This is a genomic window from Prauserella halophila (assembly GCF_024171895.1).
In the GTDB taxonomy this organism is placed as follows: domain Bacteria; phylum Actinomycetota; class Actinomycetes; order Mycobacteriales; family Pseudonocardiaceae; genus Prauserella; species Prauserella halophila.
Map to the genome: position 1 here is coordinate 462,830 of NZ_JAMTCQ010000010.1, position 22,632 is coordinate 485,461.

Here is a 22,632-nt window from a genome sequence, read left to right on the forward strand (position 1 = left end):
GCGCACCCTCCCTCCCCCAGAGGGCGCGCCGGCGCCGGCCCTTGGACCCCCAGCAAGGGCCGGCGCCCCTTTTTTTGCCCGAGTGCGGGTCCGGGGCGGCGGTCGGTGTCCGGCCTCGGGGCGGCGGGTGTCGGCGCGGTGCTCCGGCTTGCGGAGGTGCTTCGGCTTGCGGAGGTGCTTCGGCTTGCGGAGATGCGCCGGCTTGCGGAGATGCATGGGATTCCTGAGGTGCACGGGATCACGGAGGTACATGTCACAGTGAGTCACTGAATGGCGAAAGCAGCCGCGAATGGCCCTGGAAACACCTGGTCACCGTGTCAACCCGACGTTGCTCGCACTCGGCCGAGCTGGCGTGAAGGGGCTAGTCTTCTTGTGCGCGGCCACTATCCTGGCGGCCAGGTGTGCCGGGAAGTCTGGTCGGCAATGGTCTTGACCGCTGCCTTCCCTGGAGTGTGAATGTCGCAATCGTCTTCCCACGACTACGACACGTTCGGTCGCGGATCGTGGTCGGAGACCCGCCGAATCGGTGACATCCTGCGCAAGGAGACCGTCGGTGGCGCGCTACTGATCATCGGTGCCGTGGTCGCTCTGCTGTGGGCAAACTCGCCCTGGTCAGAGGCGTATCAGTCCATGGTGTCGTACAAGATCGGCCCCGAATCGCTGCACCTGGATCTGACGATCTCCCACTGGGCCGCCGACGGCCTGCTGGCCATCTTCTTCTTCGTCGTCGGACTCGAGCTCAAACGCGAGTTCGTCGCGGGTGACCTGCGGGACATCCGTAAGGCGATCGTTCCCGTCGTCGCCGCGATCGGCGGTGTCGTCGCGCCTGCCCTGATCTACGTCGCCTTCAACTTCGGCGGCGCCATGCAGGGCTGGGCCATCCCGACGGCCACCGACATCGCGTTCGCCGTGGCCATCCTCGCGGTCGCCGGGCCGTTCCTGCCCGCCGCGCTGCGCATGTTCCTGCTGACGCTCGCGGTGGTCGACGACCTCATCGCGATCCTGATCATCGCGGTCTTCTTCACCGACGACCTGGCGATCGTCCCGCTGCTGCTGGCGCTCGTCCCGCTGGGCATCTTCACCTTCCTGGTGCAGAAACGGGTGCGCTCCTGGTATCTGCTGCTGCCGCTCGCCGTCGTGACCTGGGCGCTCGTGCACGCCTCCGGTGTCCACGCGACCATTGCGGGTGTCGCGCTCGGCATGGTCGTGCCGGTGATGCGCAGCGAGCGGGCCGGCGGCCCGGATGCGGGCCCCGGTCTCGCCGAGTACTTCGAACACCGCTTCCGCCCGCTGTCGGCCGGCGTGGCGGTGCCGATCTTCGCCTTCATGGCGGCAGGCGTTCCGATCGGGGGCCTGTCCGGCCTGGTCGAAGCCTGGCAGGAGCCGGTCTCGCTCGGCGTCATGACCGGCCTCGTGCTCGGTAAGACCATCGGCATCGTGGGCGGTGCGTGGCTCGCCACGAAACTCACCGGCGGCCGGATGGCCGAAGGGCTCAATTGGGTCGACGGCATCGGGCTCGCCTTGCTCGGCGGCATCGGCTTCACGGTGAGTCTGCTCATCGGCGAACTCGCCTTCGGGGTCGGCACGCCGGAGGACGACCACGTCCGGATCGCGATCCTCTCCGGTTCGATCCTCGCAGCCGTGCTGGGCACGATCGTGCTCCGGGCACGCAACCGCGTGTACAAGCGGCTGCACGAGCTCGAGAACCGTGACGACGACGGTGACGGCGTCCCGGACATCTATCAGGCCAAGTCCGACGACTCCTCGAAGTGACACCGCCGCGGCCCCGGGGAAGCGCGCTGCGCTCTCCGGGGCCGCGCTGTGTTGGCCGCGCTGTGCTGGCCGCGCCGAGTTGACCGCGCTGTGTTGGCCGCGCTGTGCTGGCCGCACCGAGTTGGCCGCGCTGTGTTGGCCGCGCTGTGCTGGCCGCGCCGAGTTGACCGCGTCGAGTTGGCCGCGCTGGGTTCCGAACCGGGTCCGGGCCGTCACATGGCCCTGAGTGCGGGCAGCAGCTGCTGTTCTTCGTGGTCCAGGTGCCGTTCGAGCTCGTCGGCGAGCCGCTCGACCTCGGCACGCGCCGTATCCCGCGACTCGTCCTGTACGGCGGTTCGGATCGCTGCGGTGAGGTCGGCGACGGTGTCGTGTTCACTGCGTAACCGTGCGAGGGCGTCGGCCAGCTCCGGGTGCTTGGCGCCGATGGCTTCGAACAGGCCCATGTCCTCGCCGACGTGGTGATTGTGCAGTCCCTGGCACAGCGTCATGCAGTTGATGCGCAGCTGCGCTCCCAGCGTCGGCCCCGAACCGGCCAGTTCCTTCCTGACCAGCTCGAGCTCGCGCCGGAAGTTGTCGTGGATGCCCACCAGCATGTCCGCGAGGGAACCGCCGCCCGGCGGCCCGTCGGCGATCGGTGACAGCGCGACCACCGGCAGGACTCGTGAGGTCTTGCGCTGGTAGTCGCCGAAGCCCGGTTCGGCCTCGACGACGCGGGCGAACACCGTGTCGCGTTCTTCGCCCTCGAGCGTCTCGGCGTGGGCGTCGTAGGTGAATGCTCCGTCCTCGACGGTCACGCGCGGGTCCGCTTCGATGTTGTGGAACCAGTCGGGATGCCGGTCGGAGCCCGCGGCCGACGCGATCACGAGCACGCGCTCGCCGTCGGGGAAATAACCCAGCGGAGTGGTGTGCCGCAGGCCGCTCTGCGCGCCGGTGGTGGTGAGAAGCAACAGCCTGGCGTCGGCGAACATGCCGCCGACACGGCCGCCCGCGGCCCGGAACTCGTCGATGACCGGTCTGTTGAAATCGTTCATGTACACACTGCTTTCGGAGTGAGGGCCTGAGGATTCGAACCGTCGAAAAGCAGTGCGTAGTGGCGGGCCCCGCGCTCGTGAGCAGCTCCGGGCCCACCGCGCGATCACGCGGTGGCCGGGAACCTCTCTCGTGCGTGGCCACACCTGGCCGACCCGGCAGTCACGGCGCCGACGCTAACGGACGCACTGCGTGGCGTGCAACGTCTCGTGTGGGAGCGGCACAGGCCTCGCGCGGGAGCGGCACAGGTCGTAGAGTCGGGGTGTGCTGACGGGTGACGCAACGCGGGCTCCGGTGTCCATTGAGGACGAGGCGGTCCCGGGGTGAGCGGGCCGCGCGTCGCACTGTTTCCTACGTGCCTCACCGATACGGTCTATCCCGAGACCGCCAAGGCCGTGGTGCGCCTGCTCGAACGACTCGGCTGCGACGTCGACTTCCCGTTGGACCAGACGTGCTGCGGGCAGATGCATTTCAACACCGGGTACGCCGAGCACGCGCGGCCGATGGCGCGTGCCTACGCCGACGTGTTCGACAGCTATGACCACGTCGTGGCGCCCTCCGGCTCGTGCGCGGGCATGGTGCGGGAGAACCATCCGAACCTGTGCGCCGCGTCGCCCGCGGCCACGCGCACGTACGAGCTGAGCGAGTTCCTGGTGGACGTGCTCGGCGTCGTCGACGTGGGCGCGCACTTCCCGCACCGGGTCACCTATCACCCGACGTGCCATTCGCTGCGCATGCTGGGTGTCGGCGACAAACCCCTGCGCCTGCTGCGAGCCGTTTCCGGGTTGGAGCTCGTCGCGCTGCCGCAGGCGGAGCAGTGCTGCGGCTTCGGCGGCACGTTCGCGTTGAAGAACGCCGAGACCTCCACCGCCATGCTCGCGGACAAGATGCGGTGCGTGCAGGACACCGGTGCGCAGGTCGTGACCGCGGGCGACAACTCGTGCCTGATGCAGATCGGCGGCGGCCTGTCCCGGATGCGCGCGGGTGTCCGCACCGTGCACCTGGCCGAGATTCTGGCGAGCACACAGGAGGAGCCGTGGGTCGCAACCCCGTGACGTGGCTTGGCAGCCCGACTTTTCCCGACGCCGCGCGCGATGCCCTCGGCGACACGCAACTGCGCGGCAACCTCCGCAAGGCCACCACCACGATCCGCGGCAAGCGCGAGTCGGCGGTGGCCGAACTCGGCGACTGGGAGGAACTGCGCAGAGCAGGCGAGTCCGTCAAGGACGACGTGCTGGCGAACCTCGACACCTATCTGGAACGCCTCGAAGCGGCCGTCACCGACCGCGGCGGCGTGGTGCACTGGGCGCGCGATGCCGAGGAGGCGAACCGCATCGTCCTCGACCTGGTGCAGGCCGAGGACACCGACGAGGTCGTCAAGGTCAAGTCGATGGCCACGGCCGAGATCGGGCTCAACGAGGCGCTCGCCGACGGCGGGGTGAACGCGATCGAGACCGACCTCGCCGAGGTGATCGTCCAACTGGGAGACGACCGGCCTTCGCACATCCTCGTGCCGGCGATCCACCGCAACCGCGCTGAGATCAAGGAGATCTTCGCGCAGATGCCCGAACCGCCGACCTCCGACGATCCCCACGCGCTCGCCGAGGCGGCCCGCAAATACCTGCGGCGCAAGTTCCTGTCGGCGAAGGTCGCGATCTCCGGGGCCAACTTCGGCGTCGCCGACACCGGTTCGATCGTCGTGGTGGAGTCCGAGGGCAACGGCCGGATGTGCCTGACCCTCCCGGAAACCCTGATCACCGTGATGGGCGTCGAGAAGGTACTGCCACGCTGGCAGGACCTCGAGGTGTTCCTCCAGCTGTTGCCCCGATCGTCCACAGCGGAACGGATGAACCCGTACACGTCGACCTGGTCGGGGGTGACTCCCGGCGACGGGCCGCAGAAGTTCCACCTGGTGCTGCTGGACAACGGCCGGACGTCGACGCTCGCCGACGAGGTCGGCAGGCAGGCGCTGCGGTGCATCCGGTGCTCGGCGTGCCTGAACGTCTGCCCGGTGTACGAACGCACGGGAGGTCAGGCGTACGGGTCCGTGTATCCAGGGCCGATCGGTGCGATCCTCGCGCCGCAACTGGCAGGGGACCTCCACGACGAGCAGGCCGCGTCACTGCCGTACGCGTCGTCGCTGTGCGGTGCGTGCTACGAGGTCTGTCCGGTTCGGATCAACATCCCCGAGGTGCTGACACATTTGCGCGCGGAAGTGGTGGAGGCGAAGGGAAAGCGAACACCCGAGGCGATGGCGATGTCTGCGGCCGCATGGGTGTTCGGTGATCGCAGGCGGTACGAGGCGGCGCAGAAGGCCGGCTCGCTCACCCGATTCCTGGCGCGCGACGGAACGCTGTCGTCCCTGCCGTGGCCGGGTTCGAAGTGGACGGACACCCGGGACGCGCCGGTGGTGCCGAAGGAATCTTTCCGGGCGTGGTGGAGGCGCAACCGTGGTTAGCGCGCGCGACGAGATCCTCGGACGGATTCGCGCAGTCGATCGCCCGGCGCCGTCGCCGGTGTCACGCGATTACGAACGGACCCGCCACGCCGGTGACCCCGTCGAGCTGCTGGCCGAACGCATCACGGATTACCAGGCCACGGTGTACCGGACGGCTGCGCGGGAACTGCCGTACCGGATCGCCGAGCGGCTCGACGGCCGCGGGCGGATCGTCGTGCCGCCGGACGTCCCGCGAGAGTGGTGCGTTCCCGAAGTGCCGTGGCTGGCCGACGCACCGCCACTCACTGTGGCCGAATTGGACAGTGCCGACGGAGTGCTCAGCGGGTGTGCGATCGCGATCGCCGAGACCGGCACCATCGTGCTCGACGCGGGTCGCGGCCAGGGCAGGCGGGCGCTCACGCTCGTGCCCGACCACCACCTGTGCATCGTGCACGCGGACCAGATCGTGGTGAGCGTGCCGGAGGCGATCGAACGGCTGGACCCCACGGCTCCGCTGACGTTCATCAGCGGGCCGTCCGCGACCAGCGACATCGAACTCGACCGCGTCGAAGGTGTCCACGGCCCCCGCACCCTGGAAGTCCTGCTGGTCACCTGACCCGCCCGCCCAACGCGCGTGTCCTGCACCCAGGACGCCGTGTTGCGGATTCCGGGGCGCGTGTTGCAGTTCGCGGGGCCCGTGTTGCGGGTTCCGGGACGGTGCTGCGGTTCAGAGGGTCGTCCGTAGCCGGGTGGCGGTGGCGGCCGGGTCGGCGCAGTCGCCGATCGACGAGTCAGCCGCCGCGCCCGGACGAGATGCGGAACACCGGGACGCCCGGGGCGGCTGCGAGCAGGTCGTCGTCCGACGACCTCGCGTCGATCCCGTCGAAGAACGCGCCGACCTCCCATCCCCATCGCTCGAGGTAGGCGCGGACGACCGGCGGCTTGTCGTCGTCGCCGAGCTCGACCGCCTCGAACCACTCGACCCTCCGTCCGACGCGCAGCGTGCCCTCTCCCGCCGAGCGCAGGTTCCGCACCCACTGGGTGTGCCCGCGGGCGGCCACGAGGTAGCGCACACCGTCGATGACCAGCAGGTTCACCGGAACCGACCGCCATTCCCCGGTCTTCCGTCCGCGTACCGACAGCACCCTGCTTCCCCACAGGCTGATGCCCAGCCGGGTCAGGCGTGCCACGACGGCGTTGAACGCCACTGTCGACCGGGCGGGCTCCAGGTAACGCACGTTCTCGGTCACAACCCCTCCTCGAGATCAGCTGTCTAATTTGAGAGCACTGCTCTCCCGTTTAGAGTCCCCGTCTTGACCTCAAAAATCAAGATCACTGATCTCGATGTGGTGCAGCGATCACACAGGTGCGATAATCACGCCATGCCCGCCCACCACACCGCCCGGGAACGCGCCCGCGCCGAGCTGACGGCCGAGATCAAGGAGGAGGCCCGCAAGCAGCTCGCCGACAAGGGTGCGAACGGCCTCTCCCTGCGGGCGGTCGCACGGGAACTCGGGATGGTCTCGTCCGCGCTCTACCGCTACTTTCCGAGTCGGGACGACCTGCTCACCGCGCTCATCGTGGACGCGTACGACGCGCTCGGCGATACCCTCGACGCAGCGGCGGCATCCGGTGACGGCCCCGCCGATCGCTGGCGCGCGGCCGCATTCGCGCTGCGCACGTGGGTGAGCAGTCATCCGCACGAGTACGCACTGCTCTACGGAACACCGGTGCCGGGGTATCGCGCTCCGCAGGACACCGTCGCGCCCGCAGGTCGCATCCCTGGCTGCTTCCTGCGGATCGTGCACGATGCCTGGCAGTCGGCAGGCATGCGCGCCGGTGGGGCCGAACCCGGCGAGCCGCTGCGAACCCAGGCGCGCACGATCACGGCGGCGCTCGACCTGACCGGTCTGCCCGAGGAGGTCGTGCTGCAGGCCGTCGATGCGTGGACCCAGCTGTTCGGCACGGTGGCGCTGGAGTTCACCGGCCAGTTCGCCAACACCCTCGACCCGGCGGACTCGTACTTCGCACGCGCCGTCGACGTGCAGCTGCGCACCGCCGGGCTCGACTGACCGGAGGCCCGGCACGGCGGCTCAACGCCGCGATCACGGCGGGTGCGGTAAGGGTTGTCGAGTGATTGCCCGAGATTCGGTCAGTACGGCAGTCCCTCTGCCGCGGTGTGCAGTGCGGTGCGCAGGCAGGCTGTGAGTTCTTCGTTTCCGGCGCTGTTGTCGGTGGCGTAGCGCTGGGCGAAGTCCTCGGCCGCAGCACGTAGAGCTCCGTTCAGGGTCGCCGCGTGGACCTTGATACGCAGGTTGTCGGAGCTCAGGCCGGAGCGGTCGGCGAGGAGTCGGCAGAGGACCGGAAGCGCGTCGTCGTGTGCCTGCAGCCACACCACCCGCAGGGCCGGCTCGGTGTGGGTCATGCGGATCAGGTTGAGCACAGCGGGTTCGGCCTGGGGCAGCGTGGCGCTTTCGCAGGAGTTGACGAAGAAACCCAGCAGGCCGACGTTCGGCGGCCAGTCGCGCAGTTGTTCGGTGGCTGCCTCCAGGCCTGCGGCCAGTAGTGGGCGTACGCAGCTCTCCTTGGTGGGGAAGTGTCGCCACAGTGTGCGAGTGGAGATGCCCGCCGCACGGGCGATCTGCTCGCCCTTGGTGGTGGCAATGCCCTGCGCGGTGAACAGGTCGACCGCGTGCCGCGCGATCTCCAGTCGTAGAGCGGCTTTCCGCCGGTTGTTGAGCGAGGGCCTGGCGGTCGGCTCGTCGTTCGCATTGCCAGATGTCGCGTTGCCCACCACTGTTCACTGCTCCTGTGTCGCCGGTCGTCCGAGTATAGGGGCCGGCCCTGGTGACACATGATGTCATCTTGGCACTGAGTGACGTCCACGTTATGCTCCCGGGGTGACTCGCCAGTAACCGAGGTCATAGCAGGAGTTGACGACGCGTCGCCGGGCATGCGGCCACGAACCGTGCGCCGACCGACGCGACCGGCCTGTGGAAGCGCGCATCGCCGCCGCTTCCACACGAGCAGGCCGGGCGCCGCACGGGTCGCGGTGACCGACAGCGAACCCGATCGGCTTGCGCAGTTCGTCCCATCCAATGACGCAGGGAGTGATCCGCATGCCCCGATCCCGCCTCCGGCGGCACCCGTCATCCGCCGCCTCCGCCCCGCCTGCGCGCGGTCGCCTGCGCGTACGCGGCCTGATCGCCGCGAGCGCCGCCGCGAGCGCCGCCGCGCTGCTGCTCGCCGGTATCCAGGCACCGCCGGCATCGGCGGACGCCCGTTCGCCCGAGGCGGAGAGCTCGAACTTCTACGATCCACCCGCGAAGCTCCCGGAAACCGACGGCGCCCTGGTGCGCACCGAGCCGCTGCCGCTTGCGGCGAGTCTGCCCAGCATCGACGGGCAGCGGCTGCCCGGTACGGCCACCCGCCTGATGTACAAGACCACCGACTCCACCGGCGAGCCCGCGGCCGTCACGGGCGCCTACATCGACCCCGCGGCGTCGTGGCGCGGCGAAGGACCGCGTCCGCTGGTGGCCGTGGCGCCCGGGACCATGGGCCAGGGAGACGGGTGCTCGGCCTCGAAGGGGCTGGAGCACCCGATCCAACTCAACGGTGACTCGGTGTCGGTCGGCTACGAGGACATCGCGATCTACCGGCTGCTGGCCGCCGGGGCAGGCGTGGTCGTCACCGATTACATCGGGCTCGGCACGACCGACCGGCCGCACACCTACGTCAATCGGGTCGACAGCGGGCACGCCCTGCTCGACGCCGTCCGCGCGGCGCGTGCGCTGCCCGGCGCGTCGATCACCCCCGAGTCGCGCGTCGGTCTCTACGGCTACAGCCAGGGCGGTGGTGCCGGCGCCTCGGCTGTCGAACTGCAGCCCACCTACGCCCCGGACGTCGCACTGGCCGGCGCCTACGTCGGCGCACCGCCCGCCGACCTCACCAAGGTCATCGGTGGCATCGACGGCAGCGCCCTGGCGGGTGCACTCGGCTGGACGCTGAACGGGTTCCTGCATACGTACCCGGATCTGCGGCCCATCGCCGATGAGTACCTCAACGACGCGGGCAGATCCGCGCTCGAGGATCTGGCCACGAAGTGCGTCGGTGGCGGGATCCTCGGCCACGCCTTCACCCGCAGCAGCGACTGGACGACCACGGGCCAGTCCCTCGGGGAGATCGTGCAAGCGGAACCGCGCTTGCAGGAAGTACTGGACGAGCAGCGCATCGGCACCGAGAAGCCCGCCACCGCGGTGCGCGTCACGTCCGGGGTGCAGGACGATCTCGTCGCGCACGCACAGACCAGGCAGCTCGCCGCCGACTGGTGTGCCCAGGGCGCCGAGCTCACCTACGCGCCCGTCCGCCTTCCGAACCTCGGCGACGGACTGCTGCTCAACCACTTGGCCCCGCTGCTGCTCGACCAGGGCAAGGCGGTGTCGTGGCTGAAGGATCGCCTCACGGGCGAGCCGGCGAGCTCGAACTGCGACTCGCTGCCCGAACAACCCTGACGCTCTCCCGCCGCCACGTGCCGGGCGCGCGGACGACCGGCTGTCCGTGTCCGCGCGCCCGGACCCGCTCACCATCACGAGGAGTCAGCCCCACATGACCACCACCACGAGACGGAGCGTGCTTGCAGGAGCCGCCGGCATCACGGCGGCGAGCATGCTCGGCTCCGGAATCGCCTCGGCGCGGGTCCGGTTCACCCGAGAGGAACACCGCGCCGTCGTCATCGGTTCCGGATTCGGCGGCGGTGTTGCCGCGCTGCGCCTGGCCCAGGCCGGCGTCCCGGTCACCGTGCTCGAACGCGGACGCCGCTGGCCGACCGGTCCCGACGCCGAAACCTTTCCCCGCGTGTCCAACCTGGACAAACGAGCGCTCTGGTACGGCACCGTCCCGGACGCCGCCAGGCCCCTGGCGACGCTGCTCGGCGCCCCGCTGAACTTCGAACCCTACGTCGGGCTGCTGGAACCGGTGCTGGGCGAGAACATCCTGAGCATCTGCGCCGCCGGCGTCGGCGGGGGATCGCTCGTCTACCAGGGCATGACGCTGCAACCGTCGGAAGCGGTGTTCAACACATGGTTGCCCGAACGGCTCGACTACGGCCGGATGAACGAGATCCACTATCCGCGGGTCGCACGGATGCTCCGGACGGCGACCGCCCCCGACGAGCTGATCGCCTCGCCGAACTACTACGCCGCGAGGGTGTTCGGTGAGCGGGTGAGCCGGGCGGGCTACGACCTCGAGAAGGTCCCGATGCCGATCGACTGGGACTACGCACTGGCCGAGCTCCGCGGTGACATGAAGCCCTCCTACACCAACGGGGATTGCGCGTTCGGGGTGAACAACGGTGGCAAGAACTCGGTCGACGTCACCTACCTCGCGGCGGCCGAGCGGACCGGCAAGGCCACCGTCGCCACCCATCACAACGTCACCGGCGTCGCCCGTACGCGGGATGGCCGGTGGGAGGTACACGTCGACCGGACCGATGACAACGGCCGTGTGCTCGAGCAGAAGCTGCTCACCACCAACGCGCTGATCATGGCGGCGGGCAGCACGGGCACCAGCAAGCTGCTGGTGCGCGCCCGGGAAACCGGTGCGATCCCCGGTCTGCCCGACGGCCTCGGCGGGGAGTGGGGCACCAACGGCGACCGCATCTACGCCTGGACCGACCTCGAGGAGAACCTGGGCGCGGTCCAGGGCGGACCCGTGGTCTACGGCAGCAAGGAGTGGAACGACCCGGCTACGGCGAACACCGTCATCCAGGCTTCGGTGCCACCCCTGGGGATCAACACCAGAACGACCATGCTGGTCGGGTTCGGGGTGAGTGCCGACCGCGGGCACTTCGCGTACGACTCGCACACCGACTCGGTGTCCCTGCACTTTCCCCGGGAGGGTGACGCCACCAGCTACCGGCACATCCATCGGCGGGTCTCGGAGGTCGCGACCGGTCTCGGCGTGCTCACCGACACCAATGAGCTGGTCAACAGCACCTGGCACCCACTCGGTGGGGCAGCGATGGGCTCGGTGTGCGATCTGGACGGCAGAGTGCACGACCAGCCGGGCCTGTACGTGCTCGACGGCGCCTTGATCCCCGGTACGACCGGAGCCTGCAACCCGTCGATGACGATCGCCGCGGTCGCCGAGCGCGCGATGGACAACATCGCCGCCCAGGACGTCCAGCAGGTCATTTGACGCGACCGGTGACCTAGGAACGCGGAGCCGGGACCACCACGTCGCCTCCGGTCACGTCTTGCCGTGCTTCGAGCGCACGCCGTCCTCGATGCGCTTGCCGACCGTCGGGTCGATGTTCTTCCAGTACTCGAACGCCCGCTCCAGCACGGGTTCGGTGACGCCCTTGAGCAGGTGCCCGACGACGTTGTCGACCAGCCGGTCGCGGGCGCCTTCGTCCATGACCTCCCGCACGAGCGTGCCGGGCTGGGTCCAGTCGTCGTCGGCGGGGTGGGACACGTAGGCGGCGCGGGTGATGTCGCCGTCGGCCTGCCAGGTCGGCGGGCTGTGGGTCTCGCTGTCGGCCGCGGGGCCGCCCTTCGAATTCGGCGCGTAGACGGGATCGTTCGTCTTCCGGTACGCCATCACCCCGTCCTTCGAGTACGACTCGAGCGCTGCGACCGGGGCGTTCACCGGCAGTTGCTGGTAGTTGACGCCGATGCGGGCGCGGTGGGCATCGGCGTACGAGAACAGCCTGCCCAGCAACATCCGGTCCGGGCTGGGACCGATTCCGGGTACGAGGTTGTTCGGCTGGAACGCGGCCTGTTCGATCTCCGCGTGGTTGTCGGTCGGGTTGCGGTCCAACGTCATGCGGCCGACCTCGATCAGCGGGTAGTCGCTGTGGGGCCACACCTTCGTCAGGTCGAACGGGTTGAACCGGTACGTTTTCGCGTCCTCGTACGGCATCACCTGCACGTACAGTGTCCAACTCGGATAGTCGCCCGCTGCGATGTGCTCGAACAGATCACGCGTGTGGTAATCCGTGTCGACGGCGGCCATCTGGTCGGCCTCGTGCTGGGTGAAGCACTCGATTCCCTGGTCGGTCTTGAAGTGGTACTTGACCCAGAACTCCTGGCCCTTGTCGTTGATCCACATGTACGTGTGGGACGTGTAGCCGTTCATGTGCCGCCAGGAACGCGGAATGCCGCGGTCGCCCATCAGCCACGTCACCTGGTGCGCCGACTCGGGCGAGAGCGTCCAGAAGTCCCACTGCATGTCGTGGTCGCGCAGGTTGTTGTCCGCACGGCGTTTCTGCGAGCGGATGAAGTGCTGGAACTTCATCGGGTCCTTGATGAAGAAGACCGGTGTGTTGTTGCCGACCATGTCGTAGTTGCCCTGCGAGGTGTAGAACTTCAGAGCGAAACCGCGCGGGTCCCGCCACGTGTCGGGGCTGCCCCGTTCTCCCGCGACCGTCGAGAAGCGCGCGACCATCTCCGTCTTCGCGCCCGGCTGGAACAGCGCGGCCTTCGTGTACCGGCTGACGTCGCCGGTCACCTCGAAGCGCCCGAACGCGCCGCTGCCCTTGGCGTGCGGCTGCCGTTCCGGGATGCGTTCGCGATTGAACTGGGCCATCTGCTCGATGAGGTACGCGTCCTGCAGCAGGATCGGCCCGCCTGCGCCGACCGTGAGCGAGTGTTCGTCGCTTTCGACGGGGATGCCGGCGTCGGTGGTGGTGGCGGGACGGTTGGTGGGTGCGGCCATGTCGTTCGGTTCCTCCTCGTTGCGGCATCCGCGTGGTGGCGTGTCGGTTGTGAATCCGTGGGCGTGTCCCGGCGGGCGGTGCCGCCGTCGCCGGGTCAGCCGCCGTGGGGAACGGGAGTCTGCTCGGCCGGGGCGGACTCGGCCTGCCGTTGCTGTCGGCACGCAGGGCACAGGCCCCAGAACATGACCTCGGCCCCGGAAACGTCGAAGCCGCGGTGATCACTCGGGGTGAGACAGGGCGCCGGGCCGGTGGCGCAGTCGACGTCTTCCGTCCGCCCGCATGACTGGCAGACGAGGTGGTGATGGTTGTCGTGCACACGCCGTTCGTAGCGGGCCGCGTGACCGGCAGGCTGTATCGAACGCACCAGGCCGGTTTCCTCGCAGGCGCGCAGTACGTCGTAGATGGCCTGGCGTGACACCGACGCGGGTTGCCCGCGGACGCCGGCCCAGACGGCGTCCGCGGTCGAGTGCGGGTGGTGTTCGAGCCAGGTCAGGACGCGTCGGCGTGGGCCGGTGACGCGCAGCCCGACCGAGCGCAGCAGTGCGGCGACGTCCGGGGGTGAACCTGCATCCATCACTTGCGGGACTACCCGAACTGGATGCGGTCAAACTCCCTTCGCGCGGCGGGCGAGGCGCGCCGCGCCTGCGGCGGAGAGGTTATTCGCCGAGGAGCTGGGGTGCTTCGGAGCGGACGAGGTCCTCGAGTTCGGCCATGCCGGGGTTCACCAGCGAGCGCTCGCCGACGTACACGGTCGGCACGGTCTCGTTGCCGTCGGCGGCTGCGCGCACGCGCTCGACCGCGCCCTGCTCTTCCCAGATGTTGATCTTTCGGACCGGCAGGTCGGTCTTGTCGAGCTGCGTCTCGAGCATCATGCAGAACGGGCAGCCGGGTCGCCAGTAGAACTCGATCTCGTCAATTGCCACGACTCCGACCGTACGTCGCCACTACGAAGAATCGGCGGGTGATGTGACGCAGCTTGACATGCAACCGTACAGCTGCCTAACCTGGAAAGGCAGCCGGACGGTTGCATATTGGAACGGGAGCGGATGGACGAGGTCTTCAAGGCGCTGGCCGACCCCGGTCGACGCCGGCTGCTGGACAGTCTCAACGCCCGCAACGGGCAGGCGTTGCGGGAACTGTGCGCGGAGCTGGACATGACGCGCCAGTCGGTGAGCAAGCACCTGGCCGTGCTGGAGGAGGCGAATCTCGTGACCACGATTCGCCGGGGCAGGGAGAAGCTGCACTACCTCAATGCCGCGCCGATCCACGCGATCTCGGACCGCTGGATCCACACCTACGACCGCAGGCGGGTCGAAGCGCTCGCCGACCTCAAACAGGCATTGGAGCAGACGTCGATGGGCGAGCCCGCGTTCGTGTACACGACGTACATCAGGACCACGCCGGAGAAGCTGTGGCAGGCGCTGACCGACCCGGCGTTCACACGCCGCTACTGGGGCGTGGAGTTCGAGACCGACTGGCGGCCCGGGTCGCCGATGGTGTGGAAGGAGGGCGGCAGCCGCACCGAGGATCCGGCTCAGCAGGTCGTCGAGGCCGAGCCGTACCGCAGGCTGTCGTACACGTGGCACACGCCCACCCCGGAGTGGGCGACCTCGGTGGGCATCGGTGAGGAGCTGCGCGCCGAGCTGGCCACCGAGTCGCGTTCGACCGTGACGTTCGAGATCGAGAGCCGCGGCGATCCGGACGGGCGCGGTGAGAAGGTGCGGCTCACCGTCACCCACGACGGGTTCCCCGACGGCAGCACCATGCGGCAGATGGTCTCCCAGGGCTGGCCCGAACTCGTGGCCGAGCTCAAGACCGTCCTCGAAACCGGGGCCGCCGTGCCCGCGACGTGAGCGCGCCGCGAACCGTGTCCTCCGCCGGATCGGCGCCGATCCGGCGGAGGTTGCGGCCCGCGGTGACCGAGGAACGTCGGCCGGGGAACGTGGCCGAGGAACGTGGCCGAGGAACTTCGCGGAAGAGTGCGAGTGCGGCACGCTGAACGCATGGACGACGCGGCGCGGACCGGTACGGACGCAGACGGGGACGCGGCACTGGACGCCGTCGCGGCCGAGTTGTACGCACTCGACCGTGGGGAGTTCACGCAGGCGCGCAACGAGCGGGCACGGTCGGCTGCCGATCGCGACCTCGCGGCGCGGATCCGCAAACTGCGCAAACCCACCGTCGCGGCGGCGCGGGTGAACCGGTTCGCGCGCCGGCACCCCGACCGGGTACGCGAACTCCGCTCGCTCGGCGACGAGCTGCGTTCCGCGCACGCCGAGTTCGACGGTGATCGCATCCGCGAGCTGTCGCAGCGGCGGCGGGAACTGGTCGGCGAGCTGTCCGAACTGGAGGCCGCCGGTGTCGGCGGGGCGGTCTCGCCAGAGGTGCACGACACGTTCGACGCCGCCGTGACCGACGTCGATGCGGGCGAGGCGGTCGCCCGCGGCTGCCTCGTGTCCGCACTGCAGCCCGGCGATGTGTTCGCGGGTGGCCTGTCTGCTCCCGGGTCGGAGCCCGGGGCGGGCGGCCGCGGCGGTGCCGGTCCGGCTCCGGGGGACCGGCGCGGGGACGGACAGAGCGAGAACCGGACCGGCGAAAGCGGGCAACTCGGTGGCGGGCAACCCGGTGGCGGGCGAGCGGCGGCCACCGCGACCTCCGGTGAGGCTGCCCGGCGCGCGCAGGCGGAACGGCAGGACCGGGAACACCGCGGCAAGAAGCAGCAGCGCCGCGAGCGCAACCGTCGGGGGCAGGATCGTCACGAACAGGAGCGCCACGAGCAGGAACGCCACGAGCGGGACCAGCTGGAACACGAAAGCCGCGAACAGGACCGGCTGGAACAGGAACACAGGGAACGGGAGCGCCTGGAACAGGAACGCCGTGAACAGGAGCGGCTGGAGCAGGAACGCAGGGAACGGGAGCAACGGCTGCGGGAGCAGCGGGATCGGCGCAGGAAACGCAACGCCGAGCTGGCCGAGGCTCGGGCGGCGCGAGGGGACGCCGTGACCGAACTCCGCGAGGCCGAGGCTGCCGAAGCAGAGGCGCGCCGCCGCACCACCGCGGCACGCAAGGCCTTCGACACCGCCGACCGTCGCGTGAGCGAGGCCGAGGCCGCCCTGGCCGAGGTCACCGACCCGCAGCCCGACCCGCAGCCCGACCCGCAGTGAGCCGTCCGGCGACCCGCCGAGCCCCAGTGGTCCGAAGTGGACCAACGGCGAGTCCTGCAACCGAATCGGCCGTGGCGCGCGTCTACGTGGGTATGCGGTGGATGTGGCTGCCCGGGCTGCTCGCACTCGGCGCTCTGGGCGGGTGCGGTTCGGGCGTACAGGAGTGCACGGCCATCGGCTCGCCTCCCGGGATCGGCGTCAGCGGGCCGGGAGCGAGCGAGATGGTGCTCGAGTGGTGCCGGGACGGAACCTGCCGGGAGCACGCCGTGACCCGCTGGTCGGCCGATCCGCAGCACGGGTTCGCCGACATCCCGGAGCTACCGGCGGAACCCGTTCGCGTCACGCTCACCGCCGACGGGCAACGGCTGGATCCGGTGACCGTGGTTCCGGAGCCGACGTATCCCAACGGTGAGGACTGCCCGGCCGGCGGACCGGCCGCGTCGGTCACGGTCGACCGGCACGGCAACGTACGACCCGGGTGAGGTGCCCGTGCGGTGCGGCCGGTCCGACCCCCGGCACCGGACCGGCCGCACAGCAGGGCCACCGACCCCGTCCCCGGGGCCGGTCAGCCGATGTCGCGCCTGCGCAGCGCCGTCACGCCCACCGCGACGAGGACCGTGGCGGCTGCCGTCAGCCACAGCAGCGGGGTCGCGGTGAACTCGGCGTGCGGCAGCTGCGGCACGTGCGTGAACGGCGAGACGTTCAGCACGGCCTGGGGCAGTTCGAGGATCGGGCCGAACATGGAGATCAGCACGAACGCCGCTGCCACTCCCCACGCCGCCACCGTGGCGCGTGGCACGAGGCCGAACAGCAGCACCGCGGCGCCCGCCACCACCCACATCGCGGGCAGCTGCGCCAGCGTCGCGCCGAACACGCGCGGCCACTCGCCGCCGACGTCGCCGGAGCTCAACCCGTAGCCGACGCCGAGCAGTGCAGCGCACACGGCGAGTACCGCGGCGGTGCCGGCCAGCACGAACAGCAGGTGCCCGCCGAGCCAGCGCAGCCGTCCGACACCGGTCGTGAGGAGAGGTTCGACGCGCAGCGCGGTCTCCTCGTAGCGCATCCGCAGCGTCGCCTGCACCGCGTACAGCGAGCCGATCATGGCGACCATGCCGGTGATCGAGCTCAGGAACGCGTCCTCAATGCCGCGGGCGCCGCCCATCTGCTGCAGCATCCGCTTCATCTCGGCGCTGTCGCCCACGATGTCGCCGACGCCGGACGCGAGCGAGCCGAACAGCAGGCCCATCACGGCGAATCCGACCATCCAGCCGAGTAGTGCGCCGCGGTGCAGCCGCCACGACAGCGCCAGCGACGTCCGCAGCCCGGGCTTGGCCGCCGCGCGTCCCGGCCTGCCCGGGATGAGGCTCATGCCGACGTCGCGTCGCGGCAGCAGGGTGTAGGCCACCGCACCCAGTGCGAGCGCCGTCGCGGCGGGCAGGGCCAGCACCCACCACTCGTCGGCGGCGAATGCGCGCACCCGGTGCATCCAGCCCACCGGCGAGAGCCACGAGAGCCATTCGGCCTCCGCGGTGTCGCCCGCGGCGCGCAGCAGGAACAGCACGCCGAACGTCGAGCCCGCCAGCGTGTTGGCCGTGCGCGAGTACTCCGCGAGCTGGGCGGTCACGGCCGCGACGCCGGTGAACACCAGGCCGCACAGCGCCACGGCCGCACCGAAGGCCACCGAACCCGTGGTGTCCGCGCCGACGCCCGTGATCATCGCGGCCAGCAGTGCGCCGGTCGTCACGCTGAACAGGCCTGCCGTGACCACGGCAGCGGTCAGCGGTGCGTAGCGGCCGAGCACCGCCGACGACAGCAGCTCCTGCCGTCCGGTGTCCTCCTCCTGACGGGTGTGCCGGGTGACGGTGAACGCCGCGATCAGCGACGTCAGCAGCGCCGCGATCGTGCCGAACCGCCAGGCCGTGAACCCGCCCGCCGTCTCGAGGTCGTAGGCGGGGCCGAACATGACCGCGAACGACGGGTTGGCCGCCACGCTGGCCGTGAGTCCGGCGCGTTCGGCCGGGTCCGGGTACAGCGCCTCGTACGCACTCGCTCCCGACGCGGCGAGGAACGCGATCACCAGCGCCCACACGGGCAGCACGATCCGGTCGCGCCGCAGCGCCAGGCGGATCAGCTGCCCCGTGCCCGCGAGCGCACCGGCCGCGCGCGACGGCGTCTCGTGCGTGGCGACGACGTGGGTGACGTTCGCGGTCATGGCGCCGTCCTCGCCTTCTCTGTGCGTTCGGTCTCGGGCGGTTCGTCGGTGTAGTGCCGCAGGAACAGCTCCTCGAGGGTCGGCGGAGTGCTCGTCAGGCTGCGCACCCCGATGTCGGTGAGCCGCCGCAACGCCTCGTCCAGCGCGTCGGTGTCCACGTCGAAGTGCACCGTGTTGTCGTCGACGCGCAGGTCGTGGACGTGGGAAAGATTCGCCAGGCCGTTCGGGTGGCCCGCGAGCTCGGCCGAGATGGACGTCCGCGTGAGGTGGCGCAGATCGTCGAGGGTGCCGGTCTCCATCGTGCGGCCCGCGCGGATGATGCTCACGCGGTCGCACAGTGCCTCCACCTCGGCGAGGATGTGGCTGGACAGCAGTACCGTCCTGCCCTCGCCGCGCACCTCCCGGATCGTCTCCTGGAACGCGGCCTCCATCAGCGGGTCGAGGCCGGACGTCGGCTCGTCGAGGATCAGCAGCTCGACGTCCGAGGCCAGCGCGGCCACGAGCGCGACCTTCTGCCGGTTGCCCTTGGAGTAGGTGCGCCCCTTCTTGGTCGGGTCCAGCTCGAACCGCTCGATCAGCTCGGCGCGCCTGCGCTTGTCCAGGCCGCCGCGGAGCCTGCCGAGCAGGTCGATGACCTCGCCGCCCGAGAGGTTGGGCCACAGGCTCACGTCGCCGGGCACGTAGGCGAGTCGCCGGTGCAGCGTGGCCGCCTGCCGCCACGGATCGCCGTCGAGAAGCCGCACGTCGCCGCTGTCGGCGCGCAGCAGGCCGAGCAGCACGCGGATGGTGGTCGACTTCCCGGAGCCGTTGGGGCCGAGGAAACCGTGGACCTCACCGGTCGTGACGTGCAGATCGAGACCGTCGAGGGCCGTGGTCCGGCCGAACGTCTTGTGGAGCCCGGCGACGCTGATCGCCTCGTGGGCGGTCGCGCCGTGGGTGGTGGTGTTCACGGCGTTGTGTGTCATGCGCTTGAAGGTACACTTATTTCACAAAGTTGTGAATACTCGAAAATTCATGATCACTGTGAACGTGGAACGCGCGCCGTGTGGTTCCGTGATCGACGTGAGGGAGGATGTGCCCGTGGTCGAGAAGTCAGCCGGACAGCAGGACGCCGACAATCGCGACGCCGGTGCCCGCGACGCCGGTGCCCGTGACGAGGCCGGCGCTCCCGGTGAGGCTGATGCCTTCGGTGAAGCGGACGCCTCCGGTACGGCTGACGTCCCCGGTGAGGCGGGCAGCCGCGACGAGGCGGGCAGCCGCGATGAGGCGGCGGTCGCCAAGTACGTCGAAAGCCTCGGGCTCACGCTGAACAACATGGGCCTCCCGCGCATGCCCGCGCGCGTGTTCGCGGCGCTGACGACGGCGGACAGCGGGGAGATGACCGCGGCAGAGGTCGCGGAGGCGCTGTCGGTCAGTCCGGCCGCCGTCTCCGGCGCGGTCAAGTACCTGGAACAGACCGGGCTCATCGCCAAGGAGCGGGCACCGGGTGCGCGCCGTGACCACTACCGCGTGTTCGACGACTTCTGGTTCGCCTCGATGCTCAAGCGCGAACGCATGCTCGAGATGTGGCGCGACGCGACGCTCGAAGGCGTGCAGGCCGTGGGGCCCGACACACCGGCGGGGGCGCGCCTGACCCGCATGGCCGACTTCCTCGACTACCTGGTCGCCGAGCTCCCGAAGCTGTTCGCGCGCTGGGAGTCGATGAACGCGGACCGGTGACTCGCCGACCGGGATCCGCCGGCAGCTGTCTGGCCGGCGACTCGTCGGCGGACACCCCCTGGCCGGTGACCCCCGGTGGGCGGGTGGCCCGGTGAGTTCGTGAAATCCGGTCGCCGCTCGACGGAACCGCCGGGCGGCACAGTCGGTCGGAGTCAATGTCCCCCGAAAGGGGAGTCCCCGAACGGGATACGGCTGGCCGGCTGTCAGTGACACGCAGTGGGGGTGTCGGCCATCCGTCCGCCGTGGGGACGGGTTCGGGTGCCGCCGTGGGCGGGGTCCGCACCACCGAGCGCCGCGGAGCGGCTGTGGCTCGCAAGGAGCGCGGCCACACCGCTTCGCGGGTGCCATCGCACCGCGCCCCGGCTGCCCTGTGACCCGACTGCCGCACCCCGGTTGTGCGCAACGGCGGCGACGTCCGCGACTTGTGATCATGTCGCCACGGCCCGGCGCTACTCGGGAGGGGTGGCGCTGGGTCAAGATGGAGGCGTGAGTCCGCCCCAAGCCGACCTGCCCGCGCCGCGCTGGCTTTCACACCTGTTGCGGACCAACCCGGCGCCGGTTCCGTGGAGCGGCGCCGTGCGCGCTGCCGTGGCGTTCTCGGCGCCGATCGCCGTCGGATACCTGCTCGGTGCGCCCGCGATCGGCGCGCTGGTGTCGGCGGGTGTGCTGCCGGTCGTCACCGGCGACGTCGCCGGTCCGTACCGGTACCGCGCGACCCGGCTCGGCGGCACCGTGCTCGCCGCGATCGCCGGGTTCGGGATCGGCCTCGTCTCGGGTGCCGACCCGTGGCTGTCACATCCGACCGTCGTAGCCGTCGCAGCCGTGTCGGCTCTGATCAGCGCGGGCGGCAACAACGCGTCGTTCGCCGCGCTGCAGCTGCTCGTGTTCGTGACGCTCGGCACGGGCCAGGCCGCGGCCGGTACAGACGTCGGTGTCGCCTTTCTGTGCATCGTCACCGGCGGCACCTGGGGACTGCTCGTCGCGCTCTCCGGCTGGCCGGTACACGGGACGTCGCCGGAGCGCAAAGCCGTCGCGCAGGTGTTCATCGAGCTGGCGGCCATGCACTCGGCACCCGACGACGCGACGTCGCTCACCGCGCGTGCCCAGCTCACGACCGCGATGAACACCGCCTACGACCGGCTGCTCACCGCGCGGTCGTGGCTGTCGGGCCGGGACGCGACGTATCGCAGGCTGCTCAACGTGCTGTCGGCGGCGACGCCTGCCGTCGAGGCATCCGTCGCGATGGTCAACGCGGGCCAGCGCGCTCCGAGGAACGTCGTCGCACACTTCACCGACCTCGCCACGGCCGTGCTCGCCGACCTGCCGCTGCCGGCACCGCCGGAGCCGCGGTCGCAGGCCGGGGTCAGTGACGAGCCCGCCGATTCGCCGGCGGCGGCGCTGTACTACGCGCTCACGAACATCGGCGCCGATCGGGAACGCCGCCGCCGCGAACGCGTGCGGTGGCGGGCGAAGCTGGGTGAATGGCTGGACTCGCTCACGTCGGGTCCGCTCACGTGGCTCGCCACGGCCAGGCTGACGCTCTGTGTCGCGCTCGCCGAGCTCGCACGTCTGGTCGTGCCGCTGGACAACTCCTACTGGATCACGCTCACGGTCGGGCTCGTGCTCAAGCCGGACTTCGGGTCGGTGTTCGGCCGGGCGGTGCTGCGCGGCGTCGGCACGATCGTCGGCGTGGGCATCGGTGCCGCGCTCCTCGGCTTCGGTGCCAACTCCCACGGCGTCGTGCTGGCGCTGCTCGTCGCGGTGATGGGTGCGGGCGTGGCCATCGGCAAGGTCCGCAACTACGGCATCCTCAGCGCGTTCGTGACGCCGCTGATCATCCTGCAGATGGACCTCACGATGGGCGGTGACTGGGGCGTCGTGTTCGCCCGGCTCGCCGACACCGTCCTGGGTTGCGTGATCGTGCTCGTCTTCGGCTATGTGCTGTGGCCGGGCAGCAGGCGCCCGCGTGTGGGCGGGCGGCTGGCGGACGTCGCCGACACCGTCGCCCAGTACGTCGAGGTCAGCCTCGGGCCGCCCGACGCCGACCGGATGGAGCGGTCGCGTTGCAGGCGGCGTGCCTATCGCGGGCTGTCCGACCTGCGCACCGCGTTCCAGCAACTTGTCGTGGAGCCCTCACCCGCGGGCAGGCAGGCCGCCGTGTGGTGGCCCGCGATCGTGGCGCTCGAGCAGGTCACCGATGCCGCCACGGCCGTGGTCGTGACGATCTCGCACGGCACCGAGCGGCCCGCCGAGTCCGATGTCCGCCTCGTGACCGCCGCGCTCGCCGAGCTGGCGGGCGCCGTCAGGCAGGCGCGCGAGCCGGGTGACGTCGAGCTGCCCGAGAGTGACCAGCTCGCGGGGGTTACCGAACAGCTGGCGGCTGCGCTCGCCGCCGTCCGTGGGCCGGATCCGACGCGCTCGCGGTTCCGGTTCCGGCGCCGGTGACGGTGACGGCGGCCTGCGATGACACCGGCGATGGCCCGGTGATGTCGGCTGGGGATGACGCCGGAATGTCGGCCGGTGACGTGGCCGGGGATGACACCGTCGGGTCTTTACTCGCCGATACTCCCGCGAACGTTTGCGC

At 70.2% G+C, this 22,632-nt stretch carries 20 protein-coding genes; 12 read left to right on the forward strand and 8 right to left on the reverse strand.

The features are described 5' to 3' along the window. Positions 1 to 456 precede the first annotated feature (456 nt). Complete coding sequence (gene nhaA / locus LY41_RS14590) at positions 457 to 1,773, forward strand: Na+/H+ antiporter NhaA (protein ID WP_253864529.1); 1,317 nt, start codon at positions 457 to 459, stop codon at positions 1,771 to 1,773. Between the two features lie 212 nt (positions 1,774 to 1,985). Here nhaA and LY41_RS14595 read toward each other — a convergent pair whose 3' ends face one another. Next, on the reverse strand, positions 1,986 to 2,804 hold the full coding sequence (locus LY41_RS14595) for a nitroreductase/quinone reductase family protein (protein ID WP_253864530.1): 819 nt from the start codon (positions 2,802 to 2,804) through the stop codon (positions 1,986 to 1,988). A 321-nt stretch (positions 2,805 to 3,125) separates the two neighbouring features. Here LY41_RS14595 and LY41_RS14600 point away from each other — a divergent pair, with 321 nt between their 5' ends. Genes LY41_RS14600 through LY41_RS14610 form a run of 3 tightly spaced genes read left to right on the forward strand, consistent with a single transcriptional unit; the run spans position 3,126 to position 5,855 of the window. Then, positions 3,126 to 3,857: a (Fe-S)-binding protein gene (locus tag LY41_RS14600; RefSeq protein WP_253864531.1), complete on the forward strand. Its 732-nt coding sequence runs from the start codon at positions 3,126 to 3,128 to the stop codon at positions 3,855 to 3,857. Then, positions 3,839 to 5,260: a LutB/LldF family L-lactate oxidation iron-sulfur protein gene (locus tag LY41_RS14605; protein ID WP_253864532.1), complete on the forward strand. Its 1,422-nt coding sequence runs from the start codon at positions 3,839 to 3,841 to the stop codon at positions 5,258 to 5,260. The genes LY41_RS14600 and LY41_RS14605 overlap by 19 nt, the downstream gene beginning before the upstream one ends. Then, the gene (locus LY41_RS14610; RefSeq protein WP_253864533.1) at positions 5,253 to 5,855 is read left to right on the forward strand and encodes a LutC/YkgG family protein; all 603 of its coding nucleotides are present in this window, start codon (positions 5,253 to 5,255) and stop codon (positions 5,853 to 5,855) included. Before LY41_RS14605 ends, LY41_RS14610 begins: the two co-directional genes overlap by 8 nt. 175 nt (positions 5,856 to 6,030) lie before the next feature. Here LY41_RS14610 and LY41_RS14615 read toward each other — a convergent pair whose 3' ends face one another. Next, positions 6,031 to 6,489 (reverse strand): nitroreductase/quinone reductase family protein, encoded by a 459-nt coding sequence (locus LY41_RS14615; RefSeq protein WP_253864534.1) that lies wholly within the window; start codon positions 6,487 to 6,489, stop codon positions 6,031 to 6,033. A gap of 132 nt (positions 6,490 to 6,621) precedes the next feature. Here LY41_RS14615 and LY41_RS14620 point away from each other — a divergent pair, with 132 nt between their 5' ends. After that, positions 6,622 to 7,311 carry a TetR/AcrR family transcriptional regulator gene (locus LY41_RS14620; RefSeq protein ID WP_253864535.1) on the forward strand — a complete coding sequence of 230 codons (690 nt, stop codon included), beginning with the start codon at positions 6,622 to 6,624 and terminating at the stop codon, positions 7,309 to 7,311. A gap of 80 nt (positions 7,312 to 7,391) precedes the next feature. Here the strand turns inward: LY41_RS14620 and LY41_RS14625 are convergent, their stop codons facing one another. Continuing rightward, complete coding sequence (locus LY41_RS14625) at positions 7,392 to 8,036, reverse strand: TetR/AcrR family transcriptional regulator (protein ID WP_253864536.1); 645 nt, start codon at positions 8,034 to 8,036, stop codon at positions 7,392 to 7,394. A gap of 322 nt (positions 8,037 to 8,358) precedes the next feature. Here LY41_RS14625 and LY41_RS14630 point away from each other — a divergent pair, with 322 nt between their 5' ends. Both LY41_RS14630 and LY41_RS14635 read left to right on the forward strand, forming a co-directional pair. Further along, positions 8,359 to 9,750, forward strand: a complete 1,392-nt coding sequence (locus LY41_RS14630) for a lipase family protein (protein ID WP_253864537.1) — start codon at positions 8,359 to 8,361, stop codon at positions 9,748 to 9,750. Between the two features lie 94 nt (positions 9,751 to 9,844). Continuing rightward, a complete protein-coding gene (locus LY41_RS14635; protein ID WP_253864538.1) occupies positions 9,845 to 11,434 on the forward strand; it encodes a GMC oxidoreductase in 1,590 nt (529 codons plus the stop codon). Positions 11,435 to 11,485: 51 nt separating this feature from the next. Here LY41_RS14635 and LY41_RS14640 read toward each other — a convergent pair whose 3' ends face one another. The 3 genes from LY41_RS14640 to LY41_RS14650 all read right to left on the reverse strand — a co-directional run bounded on the left by LY41_RS14640 (position 11,486) and on the right by LY41_RS14650 (position 13,876). Further along, entirely contained in the window at positions 11,486 to 12,952 is a 1,467-nt protein-coding gene (locus LY41_RS14640) for a catalase (protein WP_253864539.1), read from the reverse strand. A 95-nt stretch (positions 12,953 to 13,047) separates the two neighbouring features. Continuing rightward, positions 13,048 to 13,527 carry a Fur family transcriptional regulator gene (locus LY41_RS14645; protein WP_253864540.1) on the reverse strand — a complete coding sequence of 160 codons (480 nt, stop codon included), beginning with the start codon at positions 13,525 to 13,527 and terminating at the stop codon, positions 13,048 to 13,050. A gap of 82 nt (positions 13,528 to 13,609) precedes the next feature. After that, entirely contained in the window at positions 13,610 to 13,876 is a 267-nt protein-coding gene (locus LY41_RS14650) for a glutaredoxin domain-containing protein (protein ID WP_253864541.1), read from the reverse strand. Between the two features lie 123 nt (positions 13,877 to 13,999). Here LY41_RS14650 and LY41_RS14655 point away from each other — a divergent pair, with 123 nt between their 5' ends. From LY41_RS14655 to LY41_RS14665, 3 genes are all read left to right on the forward strand, one after another. Next, positions 14,000 to 14,806 carry an ArsR/SmtB family transcription factor gene (locus LY41_RS14655; RefSeq protein ID WP_253864609.1) on the forward strand — a complete coding sequence of 269 codons (807 nt, stop codon included), beginning with the start codon at positions 14,000 to 14,002 and terminating at the stop codon, positions 14,804 to 14,806. Positions 14,807 to 14,956: 150 nt separating this feature from the next. Further along, complete coding sequence (locus LY41_RS14660; RefSeq protein ID WP_253864542.1) at positions 14,957 to 16,117, forward strand: hypothetical protein; 1,161 nt, start codon at positions 14,957 to 14,959, stop codon at positions 16,115 to 16,117. Between the two features lie 71 nt (positions 16,118 to 16,188). Continuing rightward, positions 16,189 to 16,599 (forward strand): hypothetical protein, encoded by a 411-nt coding sequence (locus LY41_RS14665; RefSeq protein WP_253864543.1) that lies wholly within the window; start codon positions 16,189 to 16,191, stop codon positions 16,597 to 16,599. Positions 16,600 to 16,682: 83 nt separating this feature from the next. Here the strand turns inward: LY41_RS14665 and LY41_RS14670 are convergent, their stop codons facing one another. Continuing rightward, positions 16,683 to 18,329 carry an ABC transporter permease gene (locus tag LY41_RS14670; RefSeq protein WP_253864544.1) on the reverse strand — a complete coding sequence of 549 codons (1,647 nt, stop codon included), beginning with the start codon at positions 18,327 to 18,329 and terminating at the stop codon, positions 16,683 to 16,685. Beyond that, the gene (locus LY41_RS14675; protein ID WP_253864545.1) at positions 18,326 to 19,294 is read right to left on the reverse strand and encodes an ABC transporter ATP-binding protein; all 969 of its coding nucleotides are present in this window, start codon (positions 19,292 to 19,294) and stop codon (positions 18,326 to 18,328) included. Before LY41_RS14675 ends, LY41_RS14670 begins: the two co-directional genes overlap by 4 nt. A gap of 115 nt (positions 19,295 to 19,409) precedes the next feature. Between LY41_RS14675 and LY41_RS14680 the strand changes: the two genes are divergently transcribed. Together LY41_RS14680 and LY41_RS14685 are read left to right on the forward strand one after the other, a co-directional pair. Then, positions 19,410 to 20,048, forward strand: a complete 639-nt coding sequence (locus LY41_RS14680) for a GbsR/MarR family transcriptional regulator (RefSeq protein WP_253864546.1) — start codon at positions 19,410 to 19,412, stop codon at positions 20,046 to 20,048. 486 nt (positions 20,049 to 20,534) lie between these two features. Beyond that, on the forward strand, positions 20,535 to 22,493 hold the full coding sequence (locus tag LY41_RS14685; protein ID WP_253864547.1) for an FUSC family protein: 1,959 nt from the start codon (positions 20,535 to 20,537) through the stop codon (positions 22,491 to 22,493). The last annotated feature ends 139 nt before the right edge of the window (positions 22,494 to 22,632 follow it).

What these genes read in the sequence shown, in the direction of transcription:
- nhaA (WP_253864529.1), top strand. Translation starts at nt 457, where the DNA reads ATGTCGCAATCGTCTTCCCACGACTACGACACGTTCGGTCGCGGATCG.
- LY41_RS14595 (WP_253864530.1), bottom strand. Translation starts at nt 2,804, where the DNA reads ATGAACGATTTCAACAGACCGGTCATCGACGAGTTCCGGGCCGCGGGC.
- LY41_RS14620 (WP_253864535.1), top strand. Translation starts at nt 6,622, where the DNA reads ATGCCCGCCCACCACACCGCCCGGGAACGCGCCCGCGCCGAGCTGACG.
- LY41_RS14630 (WP_253864537.1), top strand. Translation starts at nt 8,359, where the DNA reads ATGCCCCGATCCCGCCTCCGGCGGCACCCGTCATCCGCCGCCTCCGCC.
- LY41_RS14635 (WP_253864538.1), top strand. Translation starts at nt 9,845, where the DNA reads ATGACCACCACCACGAGACGGAGCGTGCTTGCAGGAGCCGCCGGCATC.
- LY41_RS14640 (WP_253864539.1), bottom strand. Translation starts at nt 12,952, where the DNA reads ATGGCCGCACCCACCAACCGTCCCGCCACCACCACCGACGCCGGCATC.
- LY41_RS14645 (WP_253864540.1), bottom strand. Translation starts at nt 13,527, where the DNA reads ATGGATGCAGGTTCACCCCCGGACGTCGCCGCACTGCTGCGCTCGGTC.
- LY41_RS14655 (WP_253864609.1), top strand. Translation starts at nt 14,000, where the DNA reads ATGGACGAGGTCTTCAAGGCGCTGGCCGACCCCGGTCGACGCCGGCTG.
- LY41_RS14660 (WP_253864542.1), top strand. Translation starts at nt 14,957, where the DNA reads ATGGACGACGCGGCGCGGACCGGTACGGACGCAGACGGGGACGCGGCA.
- LY41_RS14670 (WP_253864544.1), bottom strand. Translation starts at nt 18,329, where the DNA reads ATGACCGCGAACGTCACCCACGTCGTCGCCACGCACGAGACGCCGTCG.
- LY41_RS14675 (WP_253864545.1), bottom strand. Translation starts at nt 19,294, where the DNA reads ATGACACACAACGCCGTGAACACCACCACCCACGGCGCGACCGCCCAC.